Source organism: Leisingera sp. ANG-M6 (assembly GCF_000813905.1).
Classification (GTDB): Bacteria; Pseudomonadota; Alphaproteobacteria; order Rhodobacterales; family Rhodobacteraceae; genus Leisingera.
Genome location: NZ_JWLG01000014.1, coordinates 70,937 through 90,837, shown reverse-complemented (window position 1 = coordinate 90,837; position 19,901 = coordinate 70,937). Strand labels below are relative to the sequence as shown.

The window sequence follows — 19,901 nt, the reverse complement described above, 5'->3', positions numbered from 1 at the left end:
CTCCTGCGAGAATGGCTGATACCGGCCGCAGGCCGGATCCGCTGCCGTTCGGTACCAGGGCGGGCTAATGCTGCTCATCCGTCTGGCGGATCTTGCGGGCCTGGCGGCCAAGCCCAGCCAGAATCAGCTCCGCCGCGGAAGCCGACGCTGCAGGAGGCGTCTAGTTCCCGTGCCAGTACCTGGCGGCGGTCGTTCCAATCGCCGAGCAAAAGTCCGACACTGACCATGTCGAAATGCCGGCCTTCGGCGAACCAAGCTTCGCGCATCCTGCCTTCTGTTGCAAAGCCGGCGCGTGATGTCATTTGCTGGCTGTGCTTATTGTCGGCCCGGTAGTAGGATGTAACGCGATTTAGCCCGATCTGGCGGAAGGCAAAGTCCAAAACCAGTGCCATTGACCGGATGCCAATTCCTTGCCGGCGCCATTGCTCTTCTACGAACAGCGCTATGACGGCATCACGGTTCACGGCTGAAATGCTTTCTAAGCCTGAAATCCCGCAAAGTTCCCCGGATTCTGCAGTAATAGCAAACCAGCATTTTGCGGGGTTTCTTTCTGTTTCTTCAGCCGGACCCCAGGAAGTCTCCATTGCAGCAGTATTGCAGGGTGCCCTGGCAGAGCGGTCAAAGCGGGCCAGATCAGACACATTTTCGAACCAGACAGCCATTGTGGCGAAATCATCCGGTTCCAGCGGCCGGAGCCGGAAAACTGCAGACTCGCTCTCTGGCATCGGCGGCCTCCTTTGCCTTGCCGTATCTGTATCCCGGTGACAGAGCAGCCGGAAAATGAGTGGGTGCCTGACACTAGCACAATCTTTAGCAGATTTATGCACCCTTGGTCAGGCCTCTGTTAAGGAGCACGCATGCGGGGGCTGCAGCCGGACTGGGCGAATGCAAGCACCGGAGGAACTGCTGCTGGAAGCGCCAGAGCATATCTTGATGGCCAGAATCTTTGAACGCAGTATTTTTTGGGGTTGCGGCCTTGGGTTGGTGTGGTTAAACCCCGCCGCAGTGGACCGATAGCTCAGCTGGATAGAGTACTTGACTACGAATCAAGGGGTCGGGGGTTCGAATCCTCCTCGGTCCGCCACTTCCCAAATTGTCGGGCGACACATAGTTTTGCCATTTGCGACAGAACCTTTCCTTTTTCGTGTCTCCAACTTCCCCGCTCGCGCCTCCTGTTCCGCCAGTGGCGAAGCCTTCCTTGATTTTCACTTCGGAAGACCTCGTGTCTTCCGGAGGGCAAAGCAGGGTGGGCGCAGCCCGGACTGCGGCCGGACGGTGATCTGACAGACGGGGCCGGAGCGGTGAAATTGGGAGGGGCCGCGCTTGGCGCGGGAGGAACCGGATTTCTCCGTGGAGGCTGACGCGCAGCGGCATCAGAACCCGTGTTCAGATTGCCGGCCGGATGGCAGGCGGACCAATCAAACAGAAAATGCCAGGCGCGCTAGAGCGGAGCGGAAGCGCGGCTGACTTCTGTGCAAGCGATCGCGGTCTCGTCCGCGATCACATTCTAAATTTGACAGGAGGGGCAGGAGGAAAGCAGCTATCAAGATCTTCAGCCGCCACTTGCCACGCGGATCACGAACTCGCACACCGCCGGACGAAGCAGACCCTCACCTTTTCTTAGCTTACGCAGGGCTCGCTAGGTCACGTAAGCTTTTATACGGCTGGTCTTAAGCGAGTAAATACTTGAGCGTGCTCACTTGGGTGGGGCAGCCGATTGTAAGACGGGTTCTGAGATAGTCTGAAAATGCAAAATGGAGGTAACCAGCCAACTTCTCGAAGTGTCTCTCCTCCGGAAATGGGGCATTTTTCTTCCTGGGAAAACCACGGCATCGCCAGGTCTACCCCAGACCTCTCGGTCCAAATCATTGGTGGCGCAGCTAAGGATCACACGTTTTTGATCATCAGGCCCATCATCGCCCAGGTAAATGAGGAAATTTACATCACAGCCGACGCGGTCGACATGCCGACGAAGAGATATGTCTACTGAGTAGACATAAGTGAAATTGTAAGAGAACTTTAAGGGAAGACCATATAGTCGCTCTACAAGCGGCACGACGGCATCTGACAAACTAACCAGCAAGTTATAATTGAACAGCTGACGCGTTCCACCGCTCCCGGGCCGCAGGGAGTTAGAGCTGTCCAGGTTCCGTCCGGATGCCGATGCAGTCGGTATCCGGATAGAGCCCGATCACGAGCTGGAAGCTCGGGATTTACCGACCCAAGAACGGGCGCTCAAGACGAGCAAGGAAAGGGCCAGGACAGCCCGAAGCGGTCATCCGCTTACCTCGGAGCCGCGAGCACCTCACATACAGAGAGGGCGGGAAGCAGACCTTCGCTGCGCATCGCAAGATATCGAGCGATCCTCAGTGTAAGCTGACATTGGCGTCGAGCATGTATCCACGCGCAAGGACGCTATGCGCCTTTAACAATTTCAATTGCTAGACGAGTAATATGCTTCCGTCATTGGCTAGGTAGTATCTACGCTTACTCGACAGTTCCCGGGGATCGGCAAGGGGCTGTGGCCGGCCAGGCATCAGGAAACAATGGTAGACCCGCTCAAGCTCAGAGCGGGTCTTTCGTTGCTCTCTTTAGCCGCGACTGGCCAGGTGGATGCCGGCAATGGTGCAGCGCACTGACCCGCCCGCCATTTCGATGGTCGGGATCTGCAGCGGCACCAGAATGGCATGGGCTTCGATGCGGTGGCGCTGTTCGGGGGTCAGCGCATCATATGCCGCTTGGGACAGCGCCAGTACCGGGCCGTCCCAGCCCATCAGCTCAATGGCGTTACCGGCAAATCCGGCGATTTGAGCTTCGCTGAGTTCGATCACATCCCGGCCTGTTTCTCCCAAACGTGCGACGATTTCGGCCCGTCGGGCGGGATCGGTGATCATGCCGGTGCCGATCAGGGCAAAGCCGGTGCCGATGCACATCAGGACGTTGGTGTGATAGACCGGTGTGCCCTGGCCATCCTGGGCGTCAAACACCATCGGTTCAAAGTTGAAATGGGTGCAAAACCGTTCCAGCGCCACCGGGTTGGTGCGGTCGCTGGCCACCGCGTAAGCCACCCGGTTGATATGGTCGAGCACCATGGCGCCGGTGCCTTCCAGAAACAGCCCGTCCGGCTCCAGCCCGGAATAGTCGATGATGTCCTGCACTCGGTACTCGGATTTGAGCATCTCTAGGATGTCCTGGCGCCGCTCAAGCCGCCGGTTTCTGGCCTTCATCGGATAGACCGCCACATGGCCGCCTGCATGGGTCGAGAACCAATTGTTGGGAAAGACGCAATCGGGCGTGGTCGGGTCTTCGCCTTCGAACACATGCACCCGAACGCCATGCTCACGCAGCACCTCCACCGCGCGGGAGTGTTCGTCATAGGCGCACCGGGCAGAATTCGCTTCATCCTGGCCATTGGCATTCACAACCGCCTGGAACGCGTTGTCAGCCGCAGTTTCAGTGTTCACGGTAAAATGGTGCGGGCGAACCATCACCACCGCGCCGGGGGCCTGCACCGAAGAGCGGATCATGCCGCGCCCTCTGCAACTGGAGCCGCGCGCAGCACCATGCCAAAGAGATCGCGTGGGTCATCCGGGTCAGCCAGCATGTCGAGATCCTGATAGAGGCCGGTGCCCTCCAACTGGTCGCGGACATAGCGCAGCGCCGAGAAGTCCTCGGTCGCAAAGCCCACCCCGTCAAACAGGGTGATCTGGCGCGCATCCGTGCGCCCTTTGGCCTGGCCGGTGATGACCTTCCACATTTCGGTCACTGGAAAGTCCCCGGGCATCTGTTGGATCTCGCCTTCAATCCGGGTTTGCGGCGGGTATTCGACAAAGACGTCTGCGCGGGACAGGATTGCGCCGGCCAGCTCGGTCTTGCCGGGGCAGTCGCCGCCAATTGCGTTGATGTGCATGCCGGCACCGACCATATTGTCATTCAGGACGGTGGCGTTCTGCTTGTCCGCGGTGCAGGTGGTGATGATTTCGGCGCCCTGGACTGCTTCTTCAGCGCTGGAGCAGGCCACCATGTTGACGCCGCGCCCTTCAAGATTGCGTATCAGTTTTTCGGTCGCCTTCGGGTCGATGTCGTAGAGGCGCAGGCGGTCGATGCCGCAGATTTCTTTCATCGCCATCGCCTGGAATTCGGATTGCGCGCCATTGCCGATCATAGCCATGGTGCGGGCGCCCTTGGGGGCAAGATGTTTGGCCACAACGGCCGAGGTGGCGGCGGTGCGCAGGGCGGTTAGCACGGTCATTTCGGTCAGCAGCACCGGATAGCCGGTATAGACATCTGCTAGCAGCCCGAAAGCGGTGACGGTCTGCAGGCCCTCCTTGGTGTTCTTGGGGTGGCCATTCACGTATTTGAACCCGTAGGTGGTGCCGTCCGAGGTCGGCATCAATTCGATCACGCCCTCCTTTGAGTGCGCGGCCACGCGGGGAGTTTTGTCAAACAGCTCCCAGCGGCGGAAATCCTCTTCGATATAGCCGGCAATGCCAGCCAGCATCGGCGCGATGCCGATCCGGTGGATCAGCTGCATCATGTTGCCGACGCTGACAAAGGGAACGTAGGCACGTTCTGACGGGGCGGGTGCGGACATGGCGTCATCCTGTTCTTCGTTTCATGCGTTGTTGCCAGCATCCTCCATGCAGATTGCTTTAGAAACCTAAACTATGCCAGGTTTACAGCTCTTTGCTTGCACAATATGTTGGTACTTATTGAGCAAATTGCAGAACAGAGATGAAGCAGCGAAGCAGCGCCAAGCATATCTTCGACGATCACGACCGGCTGCTGATCAGCCTGTTGCGCAAGGATGGCCGGGCACCGGTGTCGAAACTGGCCGAGATCATGGGGGTGTCGCGCGGCACGGTGCAGACCCGGTTCGACCGGTTGCTCGAGAGCGGTGCGCTGCTTGGGTTCACCGCGCGGGTGCGCGATGATTATGAAAGCGATCAGATCCGCGCCATCATGATGATTGAGGTGATGGGCAAGAACACCTCGCAGGTGATCCGCAGGATGCGCGGGCTTCCGGAGCTGACGATGATGCACACCACCAGCGGCAAATGGGATCTGATCGCTGAAATCACGGTTGCCAGCTTGCAGGATTTTGACCGCGTCCTGCGCGAAGTGCGGCTGATCGATGGTGTGATGAATAGCGAGACCAGCATTCTCCTTTCAAGTGTTTGACTTTTACATCGGCAGCGAGGAGCATTTAACTCCGATTCATCCGGAATGTACGATGTATGCCCAGCTTAAGATCACGCCCGATTCCAAACCTTCAGGACATTGACCTCCGGCTATTACGGGTGTTTGTGAGCGTTGCACGAAACCGCGGATTTTCAGCGGCACAGACCGAATTGAATATCGGGCAATCCACGATCAGCGGGTACATCACCAAGCTCGAAGATCGCCTCGGGGTTAAGCTCTGCCTGCGCGGCCGGTCGGGGTTCCGCCTCACCGACGCGGGTGAAAAGCTCTATGATGCGGCGATCGAGCTGTTCGAGGATCTCGACCGGTTCCGTCTGAAAGTCGGAGAGGTGCGCGATGATCTGAACGGCAACTTCTATGCCGGGACGGTGGACAGCGTTGTGCAGGTCAAGGACAGCGTCATTCCGAAACTGCTTGGCGCTTTTGCGGAGAAAGCCCCAAACCTGCACCTCGATTTGCGGTTGGCCTCCCCGCAAGCGCTGGTGCGGGAGCTGACCGCCAAACGCTTCAGCGTGATCATTCTGCCTGTTTTCAGACCTTTGGCGGGTCTGAAGGTGCTGGAGCTGGAAGCCAGGAACCCTCAGATCCTGTTCTGCGCGCGCAATCACCCTCTCTACGGCAAGTCACCAGCCGAGGAGGAGCTGCGCGCTGCCCCGTTCGCCGACAGGGCGCATATGGAGGGCTGGGCCCCCTATTCCTCGCGGGCGCTGAACGTGGCGGCGACAACCGTGGATGTCGAATGCCAGCTCCTGTTGATCCTGTCGGGCAAGTTTATCGGCTACCTGCCTGCACGCCATGTCAGCAGCTATGTGGCATCAGGCGAGCTGTGGCCGCTGTCACACCCGGAAATGGACTATGATTCCCGCATGTGCCTGGCGGTGCGGGCGGATGACGAAAGCACGGCGACGCAGATATTCACCAGCCTCGCCTCGGGTTTGACGGGGAACGTGCTGCAGAGCGAGAGCTAGAAATTCGCCTTGCGGTGGGTGACCTGCCGGGCGTGATCGATGAGCGATATGAAATCATAGACCGGAACGCCTACCGCCTGCTGCAGCCGGGCGGCATAGGGGGTGAAGACCGCGCATTCCAGAAGCAGAGCTCCGATATCGTCCGGGCCGTTGCACAGGGCACGCGCGGCCTGCTCCAAACGGTGTCCGAAAGCCTCCGTATCCAGGTCCTGTTGTTGCATGCTGCGGAACTCGGGCGTAGTTTCGATGCTCGACACAACCACTTCGGCGCTATCGGGTAGGCCCGCCAGGCGCAGCACGTCCGGCGTCAGCCGATCCGCAAAGGCCGTCAGGATCGCGATTTTCTGCCATGCCCCGATCGACCTGGCAATGAGCGGCAATTGCAGAAGGCTGGATAGGAAAACCGGTACGTTGACGGCTTCCCTGACCGCATCCTGATAGTGCAGCATGAATCCGCAATTGCTGGAAATCGCCTTCACACCCATGCGCTCAAGCTCAACCGCGATGGCAATAACATCCTGTTCTATGGACTTGTCGCCGCCGCTCACCCGCCCCACATCGGCCGTCTCCACCACCTTCATCAGCACCGGGTAGTCGTAGGTTCCCGCATGTGCGGTGTCGCCGGGAACATGCGTTTCGACAAGGTTCAGCAGCAGCAGGCCGAGCTCGTAGCCATAGCCCTGCGCCTGGGGAAGCAATCTATAGACAGTCATATCTCACCTGTTGCGTTGACAGGAGAAGGCTGACATTCGCGCCGCCCCTCTGAAACTGCAAAGCCGCGAAGTGAACTTCGCCGCCCGGCTATTGTTTGGCAGGCCGACCTCTCTACCTTCCGGCGGGCCTCCCTGCGGGCGGGGCGTAATTGGCCCTTTGGAGAAAGTTATGCGGATTCAAGAGGGTAAGCTAAAATCACTCTATACGGGCTTTGCCCGCAAACTGGGGGCGGACGGCCGGGAGGCGGCGACCTTTGCCACCTGCCTTCTGCGCGCGGACATCCGCGGACACACGACGCAAGGGATGGGGTTGCTGCCCTATCTGGTCGAGCTGTTCGACGCAGGGGTCATGGCCTTCTGCAGTGCGCCGGAAATCATCCGGGATAATCCGGCCTCGGCGCTTGTTGATGGCAAACGGGGCATGGGGCAGATCAGCGGCACATTCGCGATGGATCTGGCGATTGAAAAGGCCCGCACTTGCGGCATCGGCTTTGTCAGCCTGCGCGGCGGCGCCGATTACGGCATGGCCTCCAACTACGCGATCCAGGCGATTGAGCAGGGGTTGATCGGCATGTCGATGAGCACCGGGCCTGTATTGGTTGCGCCATGGGGCGGCCGGGATGCCTGGTTCAGCACCAACCCGATCTCACTTGCGGTGCCTGCCGGCGACCGGGACCCTATCGTGATCGACATGGCCACCAGCGCCAATTCGATGGGCCGGACCGTTCTGGCGGCCCGCGATGGCCAGAAGCTGCCCGGGCGGCAGCTGGTCGACGCGCAAGGGAATTACACGGACGACCCCGCGCAGGTCATCCTGAACCCGATGGACCGGGAATCCGGCATGGCCGGGGCGCTTCTCCCCGACGGGCCCAAGGGGTTCGGCATGGTGCTGATCGTCGAACTGCTCGCAGCGCTCTTGAGCGGCGAGCGCAGCTGGCAGGATGAGCACCCTTCGGACGGGGTGAACCGGCAGGCGTTCTATGGCCAGACCTTCATCGCCATTGATATCGCCAAGTTCCAGGATCCGGCTGATTTTGCAGGAGCCGTAGAGAGGATGGTCGAGACCCTCTCTTCGTCGCGCGCGGCCAACGGGTTCGACCGCGTGCGCTTGCACGGCGCAAAGGCGGCCGAAGCAATGCGCGATAACCAAGCCAACGGCATCTTCGTGCGCGACGAAGAATGGCAGCTGATGGCATCCGCCGCCTGCAAGCTCGGTATCCACCTGCCCGCAGTGTAGCATTCACCCACGGGCGCGGCCGTCAGGCCGTGCCGCCCCAGCGGCCGCTCAAGGGTGAGTGACCAGCACAGAACATTTCGCGAGGCTGGTGACTTTGTGCGAAACGCTGCCGAGCAGGTAGTTTTCCGCATCTCCGGAGCCGCGTCCACCCAGAACGATCAGGTCGGCGCGGTTCTGTTCTGCAAACCCGAGGATCGTGCGCGCAGGCGGGCCGCGTTTCACCACTGCGCGGATATGGCTTGCGCCCATTTGCAAAGCCGCAGATTTTGCCTCTTCACAGATGCCTACTGCATGGGCCCGCAGCACATCCTCCACTGTGTCCGGGTCATCCACATCGACCATGGACAGCGACGCATCGAGCAGGCTGTGATGGCGGAACACGGTTAGTATCAGCAGCCGGGCCTGTGTCAGCCCTGCCAGCTTCACCGACTCGCTTAGGGCCTTGCGGGCCCCCTCAGAACCGTCCACGGGGCATAGGATTTTCTGGTACATAGCTCTGCTCCCTGCCTACCGGAACGCCATGTCGCGCAGGAGCAATGCGATCTGCGGAAAGAAGATCAGTGCCGCCGCCACACTCAGCAGGATGAAGGTGAACGGGAAGATCCCGCGGATGACGTCCGCGTAGGGCTGTTTGAAAATCGCAATCGCCGTAAAGATATCGCAGCCGAACGGCGGCGTGGCGGAACCGATAGCCACCTGCAGGGTGATGATGGTTCCGACCAGCACCGGATCCAGCGCATTGGCTTCGACGACCGGTGCAAAGATCGGCACAAGGATCAGAATCACCACGATCGGGTCGACAAACATGCAGCCTACAAAGAACGACACTGAGATCACCGCCAGCACCATTTTCGGGCCCATCCCGTCGATGCCGATCGACCCGAGAATGGCCTGCGGCACCTGGGCGAATGAGATTACCCAGGAAAAGGCAGCGCCTGCGGCAATGAGGACAAACACCACCGATGTGATCAGGCCGGTGGACTTTGCGATCTTGTAGAGATCCGCTAGCCCGAGCGTCCTGAAAATGATGAATTCCAGAATGATGGCGTAGAGCACGCAGGCCCCGGCCGCTTCGGTCGGGCTGAACACCCCGCCATAGATGCCGCCGACGATGATGACGGGAAACCCCAGGGGCCAGAATGCCGCCCGCATCGCGGCCAACCTCGCGCGCCAGCTGCTCCTGGGCTCTTTCGGCACGTTGTTTCTGCTGGCATGGATGACACAGTAGACCGAGAACAGCACCATGATCAGAAGTCCGGGCCCGATGCCGGCAATGAACAGTTCGGCAATCGAGGTGCCCGAGATCACGCCGTAGATGATCATGCCGATACTCGGCGGGATCAAAAAAGCGATGTCGCTGGCGTTGATGATCAGCGCCAGAGTGAAGGAATCCTTGTAGCCGGATTGCAGCATCCGTGGTCGCAGCGGCGAACCGACAGCGACAACGGTGGCCTGCGTCGAACCAGATACCGCGCCGAACAGAGTGCAGGCAACGGCGGTGGATACGGCCAGGCCGCCACGGATGTGACCGATGAAGGTCATTACCAAGTCGATCAGCCGCGAGGCCGACTGCCCGCGCGTCATGATCTCCGCTGCGAGAATGAAGATCGGCACCGCCACCAGCGAGGCAGGGCGGATCCCGGCCAGCATCTGCTGCACCATAAAATCCATTTTGCCGAAGCCTCCGAAGGTCTCGTAGAACCCGTAGCCCGAGCCCAGCAGCAAAGGGATCATCATCGGAAAACCTGCTAGGAGCAGGACGATCATAATAGTGGTAATCTTGAGTGCCATCGGCAGGTCCTACAGCTCGATTTCGTCTTGGCCGTACCCCTCGCGCACATGGGTCGACAGATAGGTTCCGGTGCCGGACAGGTTCTTCAGCGCGGTGAGCGCGTATTGCGTTCCGGCGATGAAAAACCCTAGCGGGACAAGGAGATAGGACCAATAAACAGGGATGCCCAAGGCGGGCAGCACCCGGCCCTTGGGGGCGACGTTGAAAAACACGTAATCGATGGAGAACCAGAACAGCGCATACATCACTGCCGCGGTGACCAGCGCGATCACGATCATCATCTTCTTTCGCAGTGCGGCGGGCAGCGCATCAAACACCGCCGACATTCGGATGTGGCGGCCATGGCGCGCCGCATAGCCGATCCCGGAAAAGGTGACGAGGATGATCAGGACTCGGTTCAGCTCTTCCGAAAAGAACAGGCTCTGCTGAAAGAAGTAGCGGCCCACCACATTGGACATGGTGTTCATGGCCATCAGCATGACCGCCGCGGCCAGCAAAAAGGCCTCAATCCGGCTGACCCATGTGTCGATCATGCCGGCAATGCCCGGCAGGGCAGAGCCGTATGCCGAAGTTTCGGGTGTGTTCTGGGCCATTGGAGGCCTCCCCTGCATTTGGCGGGGCTGACCGCAGACCCGCGGCCAGCTACTGTTCCTGAATGCCGGTCCGCGTTATTGCATCGCGGCGGCGATATCCGCCTTCATCTGTTCCAGGATTGCAGCCCCCCGTTCGCCGGTCATCTCGACGAACTTGGCTTCCACTGCCTTGGCGGCTGCTCGGAAAGGCGCCCGTTCCTTTTCGTTCAGCACCACTACTTGCATCTCCGGCTTGGCTTCGAGGATCTTTTTCAGGGAGTCCTCTTCCAGGCCCTTCTGGTAGGCGACGATGTATTCAAAGGCCGCCGACACCGCATTGCGCACCACCTCCTTGTCCGCTTCGCTGAGCCCGTCAAAGAACTCCTTGTTGGCCATGAAGGCAGTGGTGAAGTTGCTGTGACCGGTAAATGTTATTACGTCGGTCACCTCGTACAGCTTGGTGGACCAGACAAAGGAAGTCGGATTTTCCTGCCCCTGGACGATATTGGTCTGGAGCCCTCCATAGACCTCGCCCCAGGGCAGCGGAGTCGGTACCGCGCCGAACGCCTTGTAGGCCTCCACCAGCAGCGGGTTGGTCATCACGCGGAACTTGACCTCGTTGAGGTCGGCCGGGCTGTGAACCGCACTTTTGGTGGTCATCACGACTTCGCCTGTCGGGAACATCTGCAGCAGCTCCAGGCCCTGTTCCGCATAGATATCCTTGAATGTTTCGTTGATAGCTACGCTGTCGCGGAAGAAATTGGCCAGATGCTCCGGGCTGTTGGGCAGAAGATAAGGAACAAAGAAGACTTGAGCCTCGGGGATCAGAGCGCCGGTGAAGCCGGGGGACTGAATGACAAATTCCAGAATGCCAGCCTGGCCCTGTTCCATCACATCGTCGGATTCACCCAGGGTGCCATAGGGGAACAGTTGCAGCGTGTGGTTCGAATTCTGTTCGATCTCCGCCTTGAGGCGCTGCGCAAATTTGCCCTGGACCTCATCAATCGCCTCCTCGAAAGCAAATTTCCATGTATCCGCGCGCGCGCCGGAGGCGGTCAGGCCGATGGTTGCTGCCACCGCGGCTGCAATGACGCCTGCCGCCAGCTTCCGGGGTTCTGGTTTCCACCACTTCATGTGTTCACTCCCTACTTTGCAGTGATCGGTGCGGTAGGTCGGACCCGCACCATTCTAGCTGTGTTTTCCCATCTGCCCGGCAGGCTCATGTAGGCCGACTCGCCGGGCGAAGGGATCGGCCAAAGGTCCTGTTCCGGAGCGGCAAGTTAAATTCCTGGCGTGCGATGTTCACTTTGCCGAAAGGCGACACATCCGGCCATCGGCGCTGCTAAGCGCCCGTCGCAGCCCCAACCCGGCAAGTACACTTTGCCGATCCCAGATGTTTCGAGTCGGCTTCATTGCCTAGATTGATCTGGAAACGAGCAGTCCAGGGCGTCACCGTCTCCTGGCCCTGTTGCTTTGCGGCATGGGCCGCGCAATTGCGACGCGGAGGGGCAGTCCTGGAACTGGAGGAAGCCAAGGGACATAGGCACATGACAGATAAACCCGATCTCGCAGCACTGTTTGGAGCAACTTCCGCAGAGACATTCCTCGGCCTGGAGGCCTGCAGCGATCTGGCCCAGATCGACGCTTCCTCCGCTTTCATCGGCGCGCCCTGCGCGACTCCCTACGGCTCGGTCGGCGCCTACTGCCGCAACGGGCCCGACTCGCTGCGCCGCGCCATTGCCTCCCTGACTGCAAACATTGAACGCCACAATTTCGATCTGGATGGCCCCACATTCCCCCCCGGCACGAAGGCAGCAGTGGATTGTGGGGATCTGCCCTGGAGTGAAACCAATTTTGCCGCCAACCGTGCCGCAATTCGTGAGGCGATTTCGGTGGTTACCGGCCGCGGTGTGGTCCCGATCCTAGTAGGTGGAGACGATTCCGTTCCAGTCCCCATGCTGGAAGCGCTCGGGGAGACGGGCAAGACCTACACCGTTTTACAGATCGATGCACATATCGACTGGCGGAATGAGCATATGGGCGAAACCAAAGGCCTGTCGTCAACTATGCGCCGCGCCTCCGAAATGGATCACATCGGCAAGATCATCCAGGTAGGCGCGCGCAGTATTGGCTCAGCCCATACGGATGATTACAAAGATGCGCTGGCTTGGGGAGTGAAATTCTTTTCTGGCCCTGATGTACACCGCAATGGGATCGAACCCGCACTGGGAGAGATTGAGCCCGGCGCAAATGTAGTCGTCTGTGTTGACATCGATGCCATGGACCCCAGCATTGCCCCCAACACTATCGGGCGGGCACCAGGGGGATTGAGCTACTATCATGTGCTGGATCTCATCCAGGGGGTGTCAGACCGCGGATCCATCGCTGCAATCGATTTCGTCGAAATCATGCCCGAGGTCGATGTGGATGGCATAGGCGGCATCACAGTATCGCGTCTCGTCGCGGCAACGATGGGGATTATCGCACGCCAGCAGATGGCATAATCTTTCCATTTGGCAATTGTCGCTTTCTGCGAGCGGACCGGAGTCCGCCTCGGGAAGTCGGTATGGCCTGATAAGGGCCATTAACTAGTCTGAAGCACCGAGGTTAAGGGGATCTGGGCTGTGGTTAGCTGCCAAGCGGCACAGTCCAGGCCGCTTCTGCAACAATGACTGGATTTTCCTGTCCACAAGGCACTAGCCAGTTTGAAATGCCGTAGCCGAGTGCGAAGGGCCGCTTTGGGGAAGCTGCACCGCGGCGACGGCCCCCTTGATCCGCGGCAGCTAAGGGCCGTCCTTTACGAACCGCTGGCTTGGTTCAAGGCGGATGCTGCGCCGCATCCGAGGTCGGCTGAGAGCCCATTTTGCAAGATCTCGCGCGCTGCATCAATGGCAGGTTTGCTATCCTTGCTGCAGGAGCGCCTCCACAATTTTTCTAGGTCCATGCAACAATGTGGTCGATCAAGAGGCGCGAAAGAGAACGTCGCCGGCTGGTGCCGGGCCAGACGCCATAGGTGCCTAGATCCGGAATTGACCAGTCAGGGAGCACTTCAGCAAGGGTTCCGTTTTCCAGCTCTGGATCTGCCACCAAGGCAGGCAGTCTTTGGATCCCCAAACCTGCGCAAAGCGCAGACCGCAAGGCGGCAAAGCTATCGACAACCACGCGGCCCCGATTGGTGTGCAATGTTCTTTGGTCTTCGCCCTTTGTGAGGACAACCTGATCAATCAGACCTTCCATGGCTACAAAATCTGCGGTTTTCAGATCATCCGGCGTTGTCACGCCCGAAAGGGTTGCCAGATAGGACGGTGCGCAAACGAGCTTTCTGCCTGCGCTGCCCAAACGGTGCGAGCGCAGATTGGAATCGGGCAAGTCCCCCACACGCAAGGCCAGATCAATCCCTTCGGCCACCAGGTCAAAATTGCGGTCAAGGTAGCGGACGGTAAGTGCCACCGCCCGGTGCTGAAACGCGAAATCCCAGATGGCCCGTTCGTAACTGCTGCCTGCCATAAAGGCAGGCAGGGTTATAGTAAGTGCTCCGGCTGGCTCATTGCTGATGTCAACGACGCTGTTCAACCCGTCTTCAGCAGCTGCAACCATGCGCTGCGTGTGCTCAAGAAGCCTCTTGCCCTCACTGGTCAGCGAAAGCGAGCGGGTAGACCGGTAGAACAGCGTGACACCGAGCCGGTCCTCCAGCTTGGTCACATGTTGGCTGATCCCCGAAGTGGCCAGCCGCAGCCGTCGGCCCGCAGCCGAGAAACTGCCGGTTTCAGCGACAGTAGCGAAAATGGCCATGGCGCGAAGGTCATCGATCATCTTTCATCCTGACTGAATAATGATTTCAACATGATCCATATTTTTGAAAAGCGCTGCAACCGCTAGCTTGTTGCCAGAAGAGGACCTTGAACATGACACTCATCAGCATCTTTGTTGGGCTTCTCTCGGCCTTTTTTCTGTTTGCCAGTTCGATCAAGATTTTCGGCTGGCAAAAGTTTATCTTCGACACCCAATTAACGATGTTCATAAAATACGGCCTGAACCGGCAGATCATGATGCTTGTCGGTCTTGCCGAGTTGTTCGGAGCAGTTGCAATCTGGTTTCAGGGCTCAGTGTTTGGAACCTTGGGGGCACTGGCGCTCCTCGGCACCTCAATCGGCGCCGTCGGGTGCCACCTGATCTGGGACACATGGAAAGAAGGCGTTCCTGCGATGATCACAGGCATACTTTCTGCCGTTGTCGTGTGGTCGTGAATTCCGGCGCTCTTGGGCCTCCTCGGACTTTTCTAGTTCGCGCAGTTGGAGAAAAAACATGACAGAGAGCATCCGCGTTTCAATTGCAAAGGGTCTGTATCTGGAAGGCATTCGCGACGGCAAAATGGCCGAGGCCCTCGAAAAGTACACAGGCGATAGATATACCCAGCACTCCACTGGCGTGCGAGACGGCAAGGAGGGGTTATTGAATTCTTCACACCCTTTCTGGAACGCAATCCTGTCCGTGACATTCAGGTAGTGCGAACCATCGAGGACGGGCGTTTCCTTTTTTGCCACGTCTACCAAAGCCTCAACAACGGCGAGGTGCAGTGGGTCACCGGCGACATATTCGACACCGATGATGAAGGCCGTATCGTTGAGCATTGGGACGTCATCGCCGAATACAAATGGCCGACTGTTTCCGGGCGCACCATGGTGGACGGCCCCACCGGGATTGAGGACCTAGACCAGAAAAAGGCGAATAAGGCCTTAGTGCAGGACTTTGCCGAAAAGGTGCTGATAGACGGGCGCACCGATCTGGCACCCAACTACATCTCCGCCGGCCAATACGACCAGCACAACCCCGAAACAGGCGACGGGCTGGAAGGCTTGGCCAAGCACCTGAAAGAGATGATGAGGAGTGGCTAGGCCGCGCAATATGTGAAAAGTCACCGTTTGCTGAGCGAGGGCAACTTCGTGGTGATCTACAGCCATGTGAAACAAGGCGGTGATGACTGGGCCTTCTTCGATCTGTTTCGCCTCAAAGGGGGCAAGATCGTCGAGCACTGGGACATTCAGGAAAAGATCGGTCCAAAGGAGACCTGGAGAAACTCGGGCAAGTTCTATAGCCGCGTTCCACTCAAGCAGTCATTGCAAAATCGGTAACAAATTTTGGCTCCGTCCGGCACTATGTGAGTTTACCGGCGCCAAGTCCTCGCAGTCGCGGCGAACGGCAGAAACGGCGGGCTGCACCACAGAATCAGGATGCTGTTGCCAAGGTCGGGAATGGGCCGGATCATACGCAATCAGCCTTGGATCTTCGGAGCAGTGAAAAACACGTCACTGAACGAACATCGGTCGCAGCATGTCATCGGTGTCAAGGTTAAGTGCGCTGCGCCAGAGCGGGCTTTTAAACACATGACACACCTGCTTGGCAGGGCCGTCTTCGCGGGTCTCGAGTAGCAACCCCGCCCATTCGAGCGGTCGTAGCACGCAAGATGAGAACGCGGCCATCTCTCGCCACCCCTCGGTGTGCCAATCTTGTGGCTCACCATAGAAGGCTTCGAACAAAGCAGCCTCGGTCGTGCCCTGATCAGCCTCTACGTTTATCACGTTCATCCAGACGTCCCATTCTCCTATGGGGCGGTCGTCGAAGCGCGCATAGGCAGCGTGATCAATCCGGAACACAAAGTAGGGGATCAGCTTGGAAAACAAGTGGCCAGGGGCTTGTGCCAGTTGTGTACCACTCTTGGTCAGCCGAAATTCCCCCTTGAAGTGACGTCCCAGGCGCAGGGAAATCAGCAGGAAATGCAAAACCTCGAGCGGGGGAAACTCATACTCATTGATCACCTTGTTGTAGCGGAACATCTCTTCTGCACTTCTCCCCGGCCAGTCGAAATGCTCGACGGCCCAATGGACGAAGACGCGCTTGAAGGCCATGGTTTTGGTCAAACCGATTGATCCGTGCTTCTGCGCATATTGCAGAGTAAGCAGAGCGCCCCGAAGCAGCGGAGAATGCGCGAGGTCGGGATGGTCATCGGCGAGAGTGCGGAATTCGATCATGCCAGGATGCTGCCACAGTCCGCGCTGTAGTGCCATGATGTCCGCACAGGGTGAATTTGGCGTTATCAGAATTTCGCGCCTGCAGCGAATGGCCAGTAAGACAGGCCGCGCGGCAACATGCGGCTTAATGCTGAATGGCAGTTGTGGGCCGTCTTTTCGGTGGATTTTGCCGCCATTGCGCAGATGTTGCGTGGTAACGAGGTTAGCTGTGAGGCCAATTTACCGGAATCGAACCATTCAAAATGGGTTTAGCGCTTCGGGCCAGCGCCTGGGATGTTCAGTAATCACCAGCAACACATCCGCCCCGGTCAGCGCCTTGCGCGCATCCTGGATCATTCGCAAATTCAGACTGTTGATTTCTGCCGCCGAGACCGGGCGGCCGGGATTGTAATAGACCGTCACCAAGAAAGTACGCCCAAGTTTGGTGACCGACATGTCCTGCAGCGCGCCGCCATCCTCGGCGATTGCAGAACGCAGGCTTTGCCGGGCTGCAGCGATACTCTCAGGGCTAGCGCTGGCACCGGCCAGTCGCCCAGCCCAACGCGAAAATCCCGAACATAGGAACCGATCGCCAGCAGACAAAGCAGCAGGACAGTCACTGAATCACCCACCGGTGCGACCGGCGCCAGCGGACCATCCCGGAACAAGTAGATGGCGCCCAGAGCGCGCAATTAATCCTTGGCGGACTTCGTACGGGCGCTATCAGAAGAAAACCGGTACGCCGCCGGGGGTGTAAAAGGCCTGGGACTGCCCGCAGCAATGTTTTCCTTCATTTCTTCGGGCCTATGCCAGCGGCCATGTATTCAAGCAGCTCGAGGCAGCGTTGAGCGGACGGGTTGCCCCGACCGAACCGGGTAAGCTTTGCATAGAGCCGGGTGCATCTTGAGTGCCAATCCACGGGCATTTCAACCAAGGAACCCCTGGCAAGATAGGAATCGGCAAAGCTGCGCCAACCCAGTCCCAAGCCGGCGCCGGCCGCAGCGGCCTCCAGCAAATAGACGTAGCTGTCGAACTTCTCTCTGACCTGCCAGCCAGAAAAGTCAGGATGTGCCCGTTGCCAGTCCCGCCAAGTCATCCAGCCGAAATTGTCCTTGCTCAATTCCAGCAGCGGCGGAGGGGCACAGGAACTTTCGAGCGCTGCTTTCGCCTGCTCGATCAGTTCAGGCGTGCCGACCGGTTTGATTTCCTCCTCGCAAACCACGACGTGCTCTTCCGTCGGAGGGAGTGATGAGTACTCGAATACGATATCAGCTCCAGTATCTATTGCCGACCGGGTGAGGTTGTATTCTGCGGTCAGCAGGCGCAGCTCAACCTCCGGGCCCAGAGCTTTACGCAGCTGACCATGGCGCGGCATCAGCAAAAGATGTGAAACCGAATGCGAACAGACCAGGGTGACCAGATTCCCGGTCCGCGCCAGGCCGCGGACCGAATCCTGCAGCATGTCGAGGCCCTGTACCGTCCCAGCATAGAATTGCTGCCCCTTTCTTGTCAGGCGGATGGGTGAGCTTCCCCGGTCAAACAGCAGTGTGCCGAAGCGGATTTCGAGATTGCGGATATGGCGGCTTATGGCGGGCTGTGACGTGTTCAACTCCTCCGCCGCGCGGGCAAACCCCTGAAGGCGGGCCACCGCTTCGAATGCAGTCAGCGCGTTGAAGGAGGGGAGAGAGTATTTCCGTTCCGGCATATCAGTTTCGATATGTCGCCATAGACGCAAAAGCAATGGAAATCCGCGGGGATCCCAGGGAAGCTCCTGTGTGAAAGACACCCTAACCGACCGGCAGATTGCAGCATGGACGACTACGAAAAACCACGTAAATGGGCGGATCCCAAGGTAAAGCTCTTCCCGCACCAGGTGGGCTTTACCTGCCCGCCGCATGATTTCGATGCAGCCCCTTCGGACTTCCTCCGCATGGCGCCGCGCAGTGTCGGAGCCCACGGCTGGATGCTGCATGTGCCAGATTATGCGCACCGGCTGGACCAGCGAAAAAAGAACTTCGGCATGCTTGAGGATTTTCTGGAATGCATGGCGAACAATGGTGCCGATGTTTGCGGCCAGGTGGGGTCGAACTGGGTGCATGCCTCCGGCCTTGGGGTCGAAGGGATCCGCCAGCACTGCGAAATGCTGAGCGATAAATACGAGACCCCGTTTCACATGGCCGGCTACGCCATGGTTGAAGCTCTGCGTGCAAGCAATGTCGAGAAGGTGGCGCTGAATGCCTGCTACCATCCTGCCAGCTGGTATCAGGGCACCGCGGGTTTTCTGAAGGAGGCCGGGTTCGACGTGCTTTGGGCCGGGAACTTCTTTGATCAGGGCTGGTTTGCTTCTCAGCAGGAGGTCGACGACTGCATCTGGTGTTTCGACGAAGAACTGATCTGGAAGTCATTTGAGTTTACCGCAGAGCAAGCCCCCGATGCCGATGCTTACCTGATCAACGGAATGAGCAATTACCGCCGCCCATCGGACGGGATTGCGCAGCGCCCGGTCCATTATGCCGCCGCGCTGGAGGAGCGTTTGGGCAAGCCGGTCATCGGCCATGACATCGCGCTTTACTGGCAGATTTTCAAAACTCTCGGCATTGCGCCGGAAACCCCGCTCGGCAGCCTGCTTTCATCTTTGAAGGACTGATCATGCATAAGATTGTTGCCCTTTGGGCCATTCCCCGTTCTACCTCCACCGCGTTTGAGTGGATGATGCGGCAGCGCGGTGATCTGGATTGCCTGCACGAGCCTTTTGGTGAGGCTTGGTATCAGGGCGAAGACCCTCTGTGGCCGCGGTTCAGGGAGGGGGAAAAAACAACGCCCGGTCTGACACTGGACAGTGTGTGGGATGATATCCGGGAACGGGCGCGCAAGGGTCCGGTCTTCCTTAAGGACTTTCCGCACTACATCAATCACATGTGGGACGCGAAGTTCCTGTCGCAATTTACCCATGCTTTCCTGATCCGCGATCCGGCCAAAACCATCACATCGATGCACCACAAGTGGCCCGACTTTGATGAGCTGGAAGTGGGATTTCCCGAGCAGCGGGCCCTGTTCGATCTGCTGACGGCGCTGAATGGCACACCTCCGCCGGTCGTCGACAGCGACGATCTGCTGGAATACCCGGAGGAGATGACACGGGCCTTCTGCGATGCAGTTGGCATCCCCTTCATTCAAGAGGCGCTGACATGGGAAGCGGGTGGCGACCCCTCTGCCCACAGTTGGTGGGACGGCGGGTCGTTTCATGCAAACCTGGCCCAATCCACCGGCCTGACGCCGCAGAGGCGCAAGTACATCGATCTTGAGGACACGCCGGAACGGGTCCAACGGGTGCATCGCCGGATGAAGCCGCACTATGATCACCTGTACAAGCACCGCATACGTGTGCTGCAACCCGCAGATTAAAGCA

General features: G+C 58.8%; 22 protein-coding genes and 1 tRNA gene. 11 read left to right on the top strand and 12 right to left on the bottom strand.

Going from position 1 to position 19,901, the window contains the following annotated elements; genetic code table 11:
- Positions 1-74: 74 nt before the first annotated feature.
- The gene (locus RA24_RS12500; protein ID WP_019295377.1) at positions 75-725 is read right to left on the bottom strand and encodes a GNAT family N-acetyltransferase; all 651 of its coding nucleotides are present in this window, start codon (positions 723-725) and stop codon (positions 75-77) included.
- Positions 726-1,007: 282 nt separating this feature from the next.
- Between RA24_RS12500 and RA24_RS12495 the strand changes: the two genes are divergently transcribed.
- Positions 1,008-1,084, top strand: a tRNA-Arg gene (locus RA24_RS12495).
- Between the two features lie 1,507 nt (positions 1,085-2,591).
- Here the strand turns inward: RA24_RS12495 and ctlX are convergent.
- Positions 2,592-3,527, bottom strand: a complete 936-nt coding sequence (ctlX, locus tag RA24_RS12485) for a citrulline utilization hydrolase CtlX (RefSeq protein ID WP_039191906.1) — start codon at positions 3,525-3,527, stop codon at positions 2,592-2,594.
- Positions 3,524-4,594 carry an ornithine cyclodeaminase gene (locus RA24_RS12480; RefSeq protein ID WP_039174617.1) on the bottom strand — a complete coding sequence of 357 codons (1,071 nt, stop codon included), beginning with the start codon at positions 4,592-4,594 and terminating at the stop codon, positions 3,524-3,526. The genes ctlX and RA24_RS12480 overlap by 4 nt, the downstream gene beginning before the upstream one ends.
- Positions 4,595-4,734: 140 nt before the next feature.
- Between RA24_RS12480 and RA24_RS12475 the strand changes: the two genes are divergently transcribed.
- Together RA24_RS12475 and RA24_RS12470 are read left to right on the top strand one after the other, a co-directional pair.
- The gene (locus RA24_RS12475; protein ID WP_039191903.1) at positions 4,735-5,181 is read left to right on the top strand and encodes an Lrp/AsnC family transcriptional regulator; all 447 of its coding nucleotides are present in this window, start codon (positions 4,735-4,737) and stop codon (positions 5,179-5,181) included.
- A gap of 56 nt (positions 5,182-5,237) precedes the next feature.
- On the top strand, positions 5,238-6,170 hold the full coding sequence (locus RA24_RS12470; RefSeq protein ID WP_082020364.1) for a LysR family transcriptional regulator: 933 nt from the start codon (positions 5,238-5,240) through the stop codon (positions 6,168-6,170).
- Here RA24_RS12470 and RA24_RS12465 read toward each other — a convergent pair.
- Positions 6,167-6,883, bottom strand: coding sequence for an aspartate/glutamate racemase family protein (locus tag RA24_RS12465; protein WP_052254312.1), 717 nt, complete (start codon positions 6,881-6,883; stop codon positions 6,167-6,169). The genes RA24_RS12470 and RA24_RS12465 overlap by 4 nt on opposite strands.
- A 169-nt stretch (positions 6,884-7,052) precedes the next feature.
- Here RA24_RS12465 and RA24_RS12460 point away from each other — a divergent pair, with 169 nt between their 5' ends.
- Positions 7,053-8,120 carry an Ldh family oxidoreductase gene (locus tag RA24_RS12460; RefSeq protein WP_039191900.1) on the top strand — a complete coding sequence of 356 codons (1,068 nt, stop codon included), beginning with the start codon at positions 7,053-7,055 and terminating at the stop codon, positions 8,118-8,120.
- Positions 8,121-8,168: 48 nt separating this feature from the next.
- On the opposite strand, the gene RA24_RS12455 is transcribed toward RA24_RS12460, so the two are convergent.
- The 4 genes from RA24_RS12455 to dctP form a co-directional block, all read right to left on the bottom strand.
- Positions 8,169-8,612: a universal stress protein gene (locus RA24_RS12455; protein WP_039191897.1), complete on the bottom strand. Its 444-nt coding sequence runs from the start codon at positions 8,610-8,612 to the stop codon at positions 8,169-8,171.
- A 15-nt stretch (positions 8,613-8,627) separates the two neighbouring features.
- A complete protein-coding gene (locus tag RA24_RS12450) occupies positions 8,628-9,911 on the bottom strand; it encodes a TRAP transporter large permease (RefSeq protein WP_039174624.1) in 1,284 nt (427 codons plus the stop codon).
- Between the two features lie 9 nt (positions 9,912-9,920).
- Complete coding sequence (locus RA24_RS12445; RefSeq protein ID WP_039174626.1) at positions 9,921-10,505, bottom strand: TRAP transporter small permease; 585 nt, start codon at positions 10,503-10,505, stop codon at positions 9,921-9,923.
- 75 nt (positions 10,506-10,580) lie between these two features.
- Positions 10,581-11,618 (bottom strand): TRAP transporter substrate-binding protein DctP, encoded by a 1,038-nt coding sequence (dctP, locus tag RA24_RS12440; protein ID WP_052254313.1) that lies wholly within the window; start codon positions 11,616-11,618, stop codon positions 10,581-10,583.
- Between the two features lie 413 nt (positions 11,619-12,031).
- Here dctP and RA24_RS12435 point away from each other — a divergent pair, with 413 nt between their 5' ends.
- Positions 12,032-12,988 carry an arginase family protein gene (locus RA24_RS12435; protein ID WP_052254314.1) on the top strand — a complete coding sequence of 319 codons (957 nt, stop codon included), beginning with the start codon at positions 12,032-12,034 and terminating at the stop codon, positions 12,986-12,988.
- Positions 12,989-13,418: 430 nt separating this feature from the next.
- Here the strand turns inward: RA24_RS12435 and RA24_RS12430 are convergent, their stop codons facing one another.
- The gene (locus tag RA24_RS12430; protein ID WP_019294428.1) at positions 13,419-14,297 is read right to left on the bottom strand and encodes a LysR family transcriptional regulator; all 879 of its coding nucleotides are present in this window, start codon (positions 14,295-14,297) and stop codon (positions 13,419-13,421) included.
- Between the two features lie 92 nt (positions 14,298-14,389).
- Between RA24_RS12430 and RA24_RS12425 the strand changes: the two genes are divergently transcribed.
- From RA24_RS12425 to RA24_RS22660, 4 genes are read left to right on the top strand one after another with little or no spacing between them, the layout of a single operon-like run.
- Complete coding sequence (locus RA24_RS12425) at positions 14,390-14,731, top strand: DoxX family protein (RefSeq protein WP_019294427.1); 342 nt, start codon at positions 14,390-14,392, stop codon at positions 14,729-14,731.
- Positions 14,732-14,789: 58 nt separating this feature from the next.
- Positions 14,790-14,990 (top strand): hypothetical protein, encoded by a 201-nt coding sequence (locus tag RA24_RS22670; RefSeq protein ID WP_199275855.1) that lies wholly within the window; start codon positions 14,790-14,792, stop codon positions 14,988-14,990.
- On the top strand, positions 14,990-15,379 hold the full coding sequence (locus tag RA24_RS22665; RefSeq protein ID WP_019294426.1) for a hypothetical protein: 390 nt from the start codon (positions 14,990-14,992) through the stop codon (positions 15,377-15,379). Before RA24_RS22670 ends, RA24_RS22665 begins: the two co-directional genes overlap by 1 nt.
- A 48-nt stretch (positions 15,380-15,427) precedes the next feature.
- Positions 15,428-15,616, top strand: a complete 189-nt coding sequence (locus RA24_RS22660) for a hypothetical protein (RefSeq protein WP_199275856.1) — start codon at positions 15,428-15,430, stop codon at positions 15,614-15,616.
- A gap of 174 nt (positions 15,617-15,790) precedes the next feature.
- On the opposite strand, the gene RA24_RS12415 is transcribed toward RA24_RS22660, so the two are convergent.
- The 3 genes from RA24_RS12415 to RA24_RS22280 all read right to left on the bottom strand — a co-directional run bounded on the left by RA24_RS12415 (position 15,791) and on the right by RA24_RS22280 (position 18,197).
- Entirely contained in the window at positions 15,791-16,513 is a 723-nt protein-coding gene (locus RA24_RS12415; protein WP_039191894.1) for a hypothetical protein, read from the bottom strand.
- Between the two features lie 237 nt (positions 16,514-16,750).
- Positions 16,751-16,948 (bottom strand): hypothetical protein, encoded by a 198-nt coding sequence (locus RA24_RS12410; protein WP_019294423.1) that lies wholly within the window; start codon positions 16,946-16,948, stop codon positions 16,751-16,753.
- A gap of 334 nt (positions 16,949-17,282) precedes the next feature.
- On the bottom strand, positions 17,283-18,197 hold the full coding sequence (locus RA24_RS22280) for a LysR family transcriptional regulator (protein ID WP_019294422.1): 915 nt from the start codon (positions 18,195-18,197) through the stop codon (positions 17,283-17,285).
- A gap of 105 nt (positions 18,198-18,302) precedes the next feature.
- On the opposite strand from RA24_RS22280, the gene RA24_RS12400 reads away from it, so the two are divergent.
- Positions 18,303-19,139, top strand: a complete 837-nt coding sequence (locus RA24_RS12400; RefSeq protein WP_019294421.1) for a hypothetical protein — start codon at positions 18,303-18,305, stop codon at positions 19,137-19,139.
- 2 nt (positions 19,140-19,141) lie between these two features.
- Positions 19,142-19,897, top strand: a complete 756-nt coding sequence (locus tag RA24_RS12395) for a sulfotransferase-like domain-containing protein (RefSeq protein ID WP_039172557.1) — start codon at positions 19,142-19,144, stop codon at positions 19,895-19,897.
- Positions 19,898-19,901 lie beyond the last annotated feature (4 nt).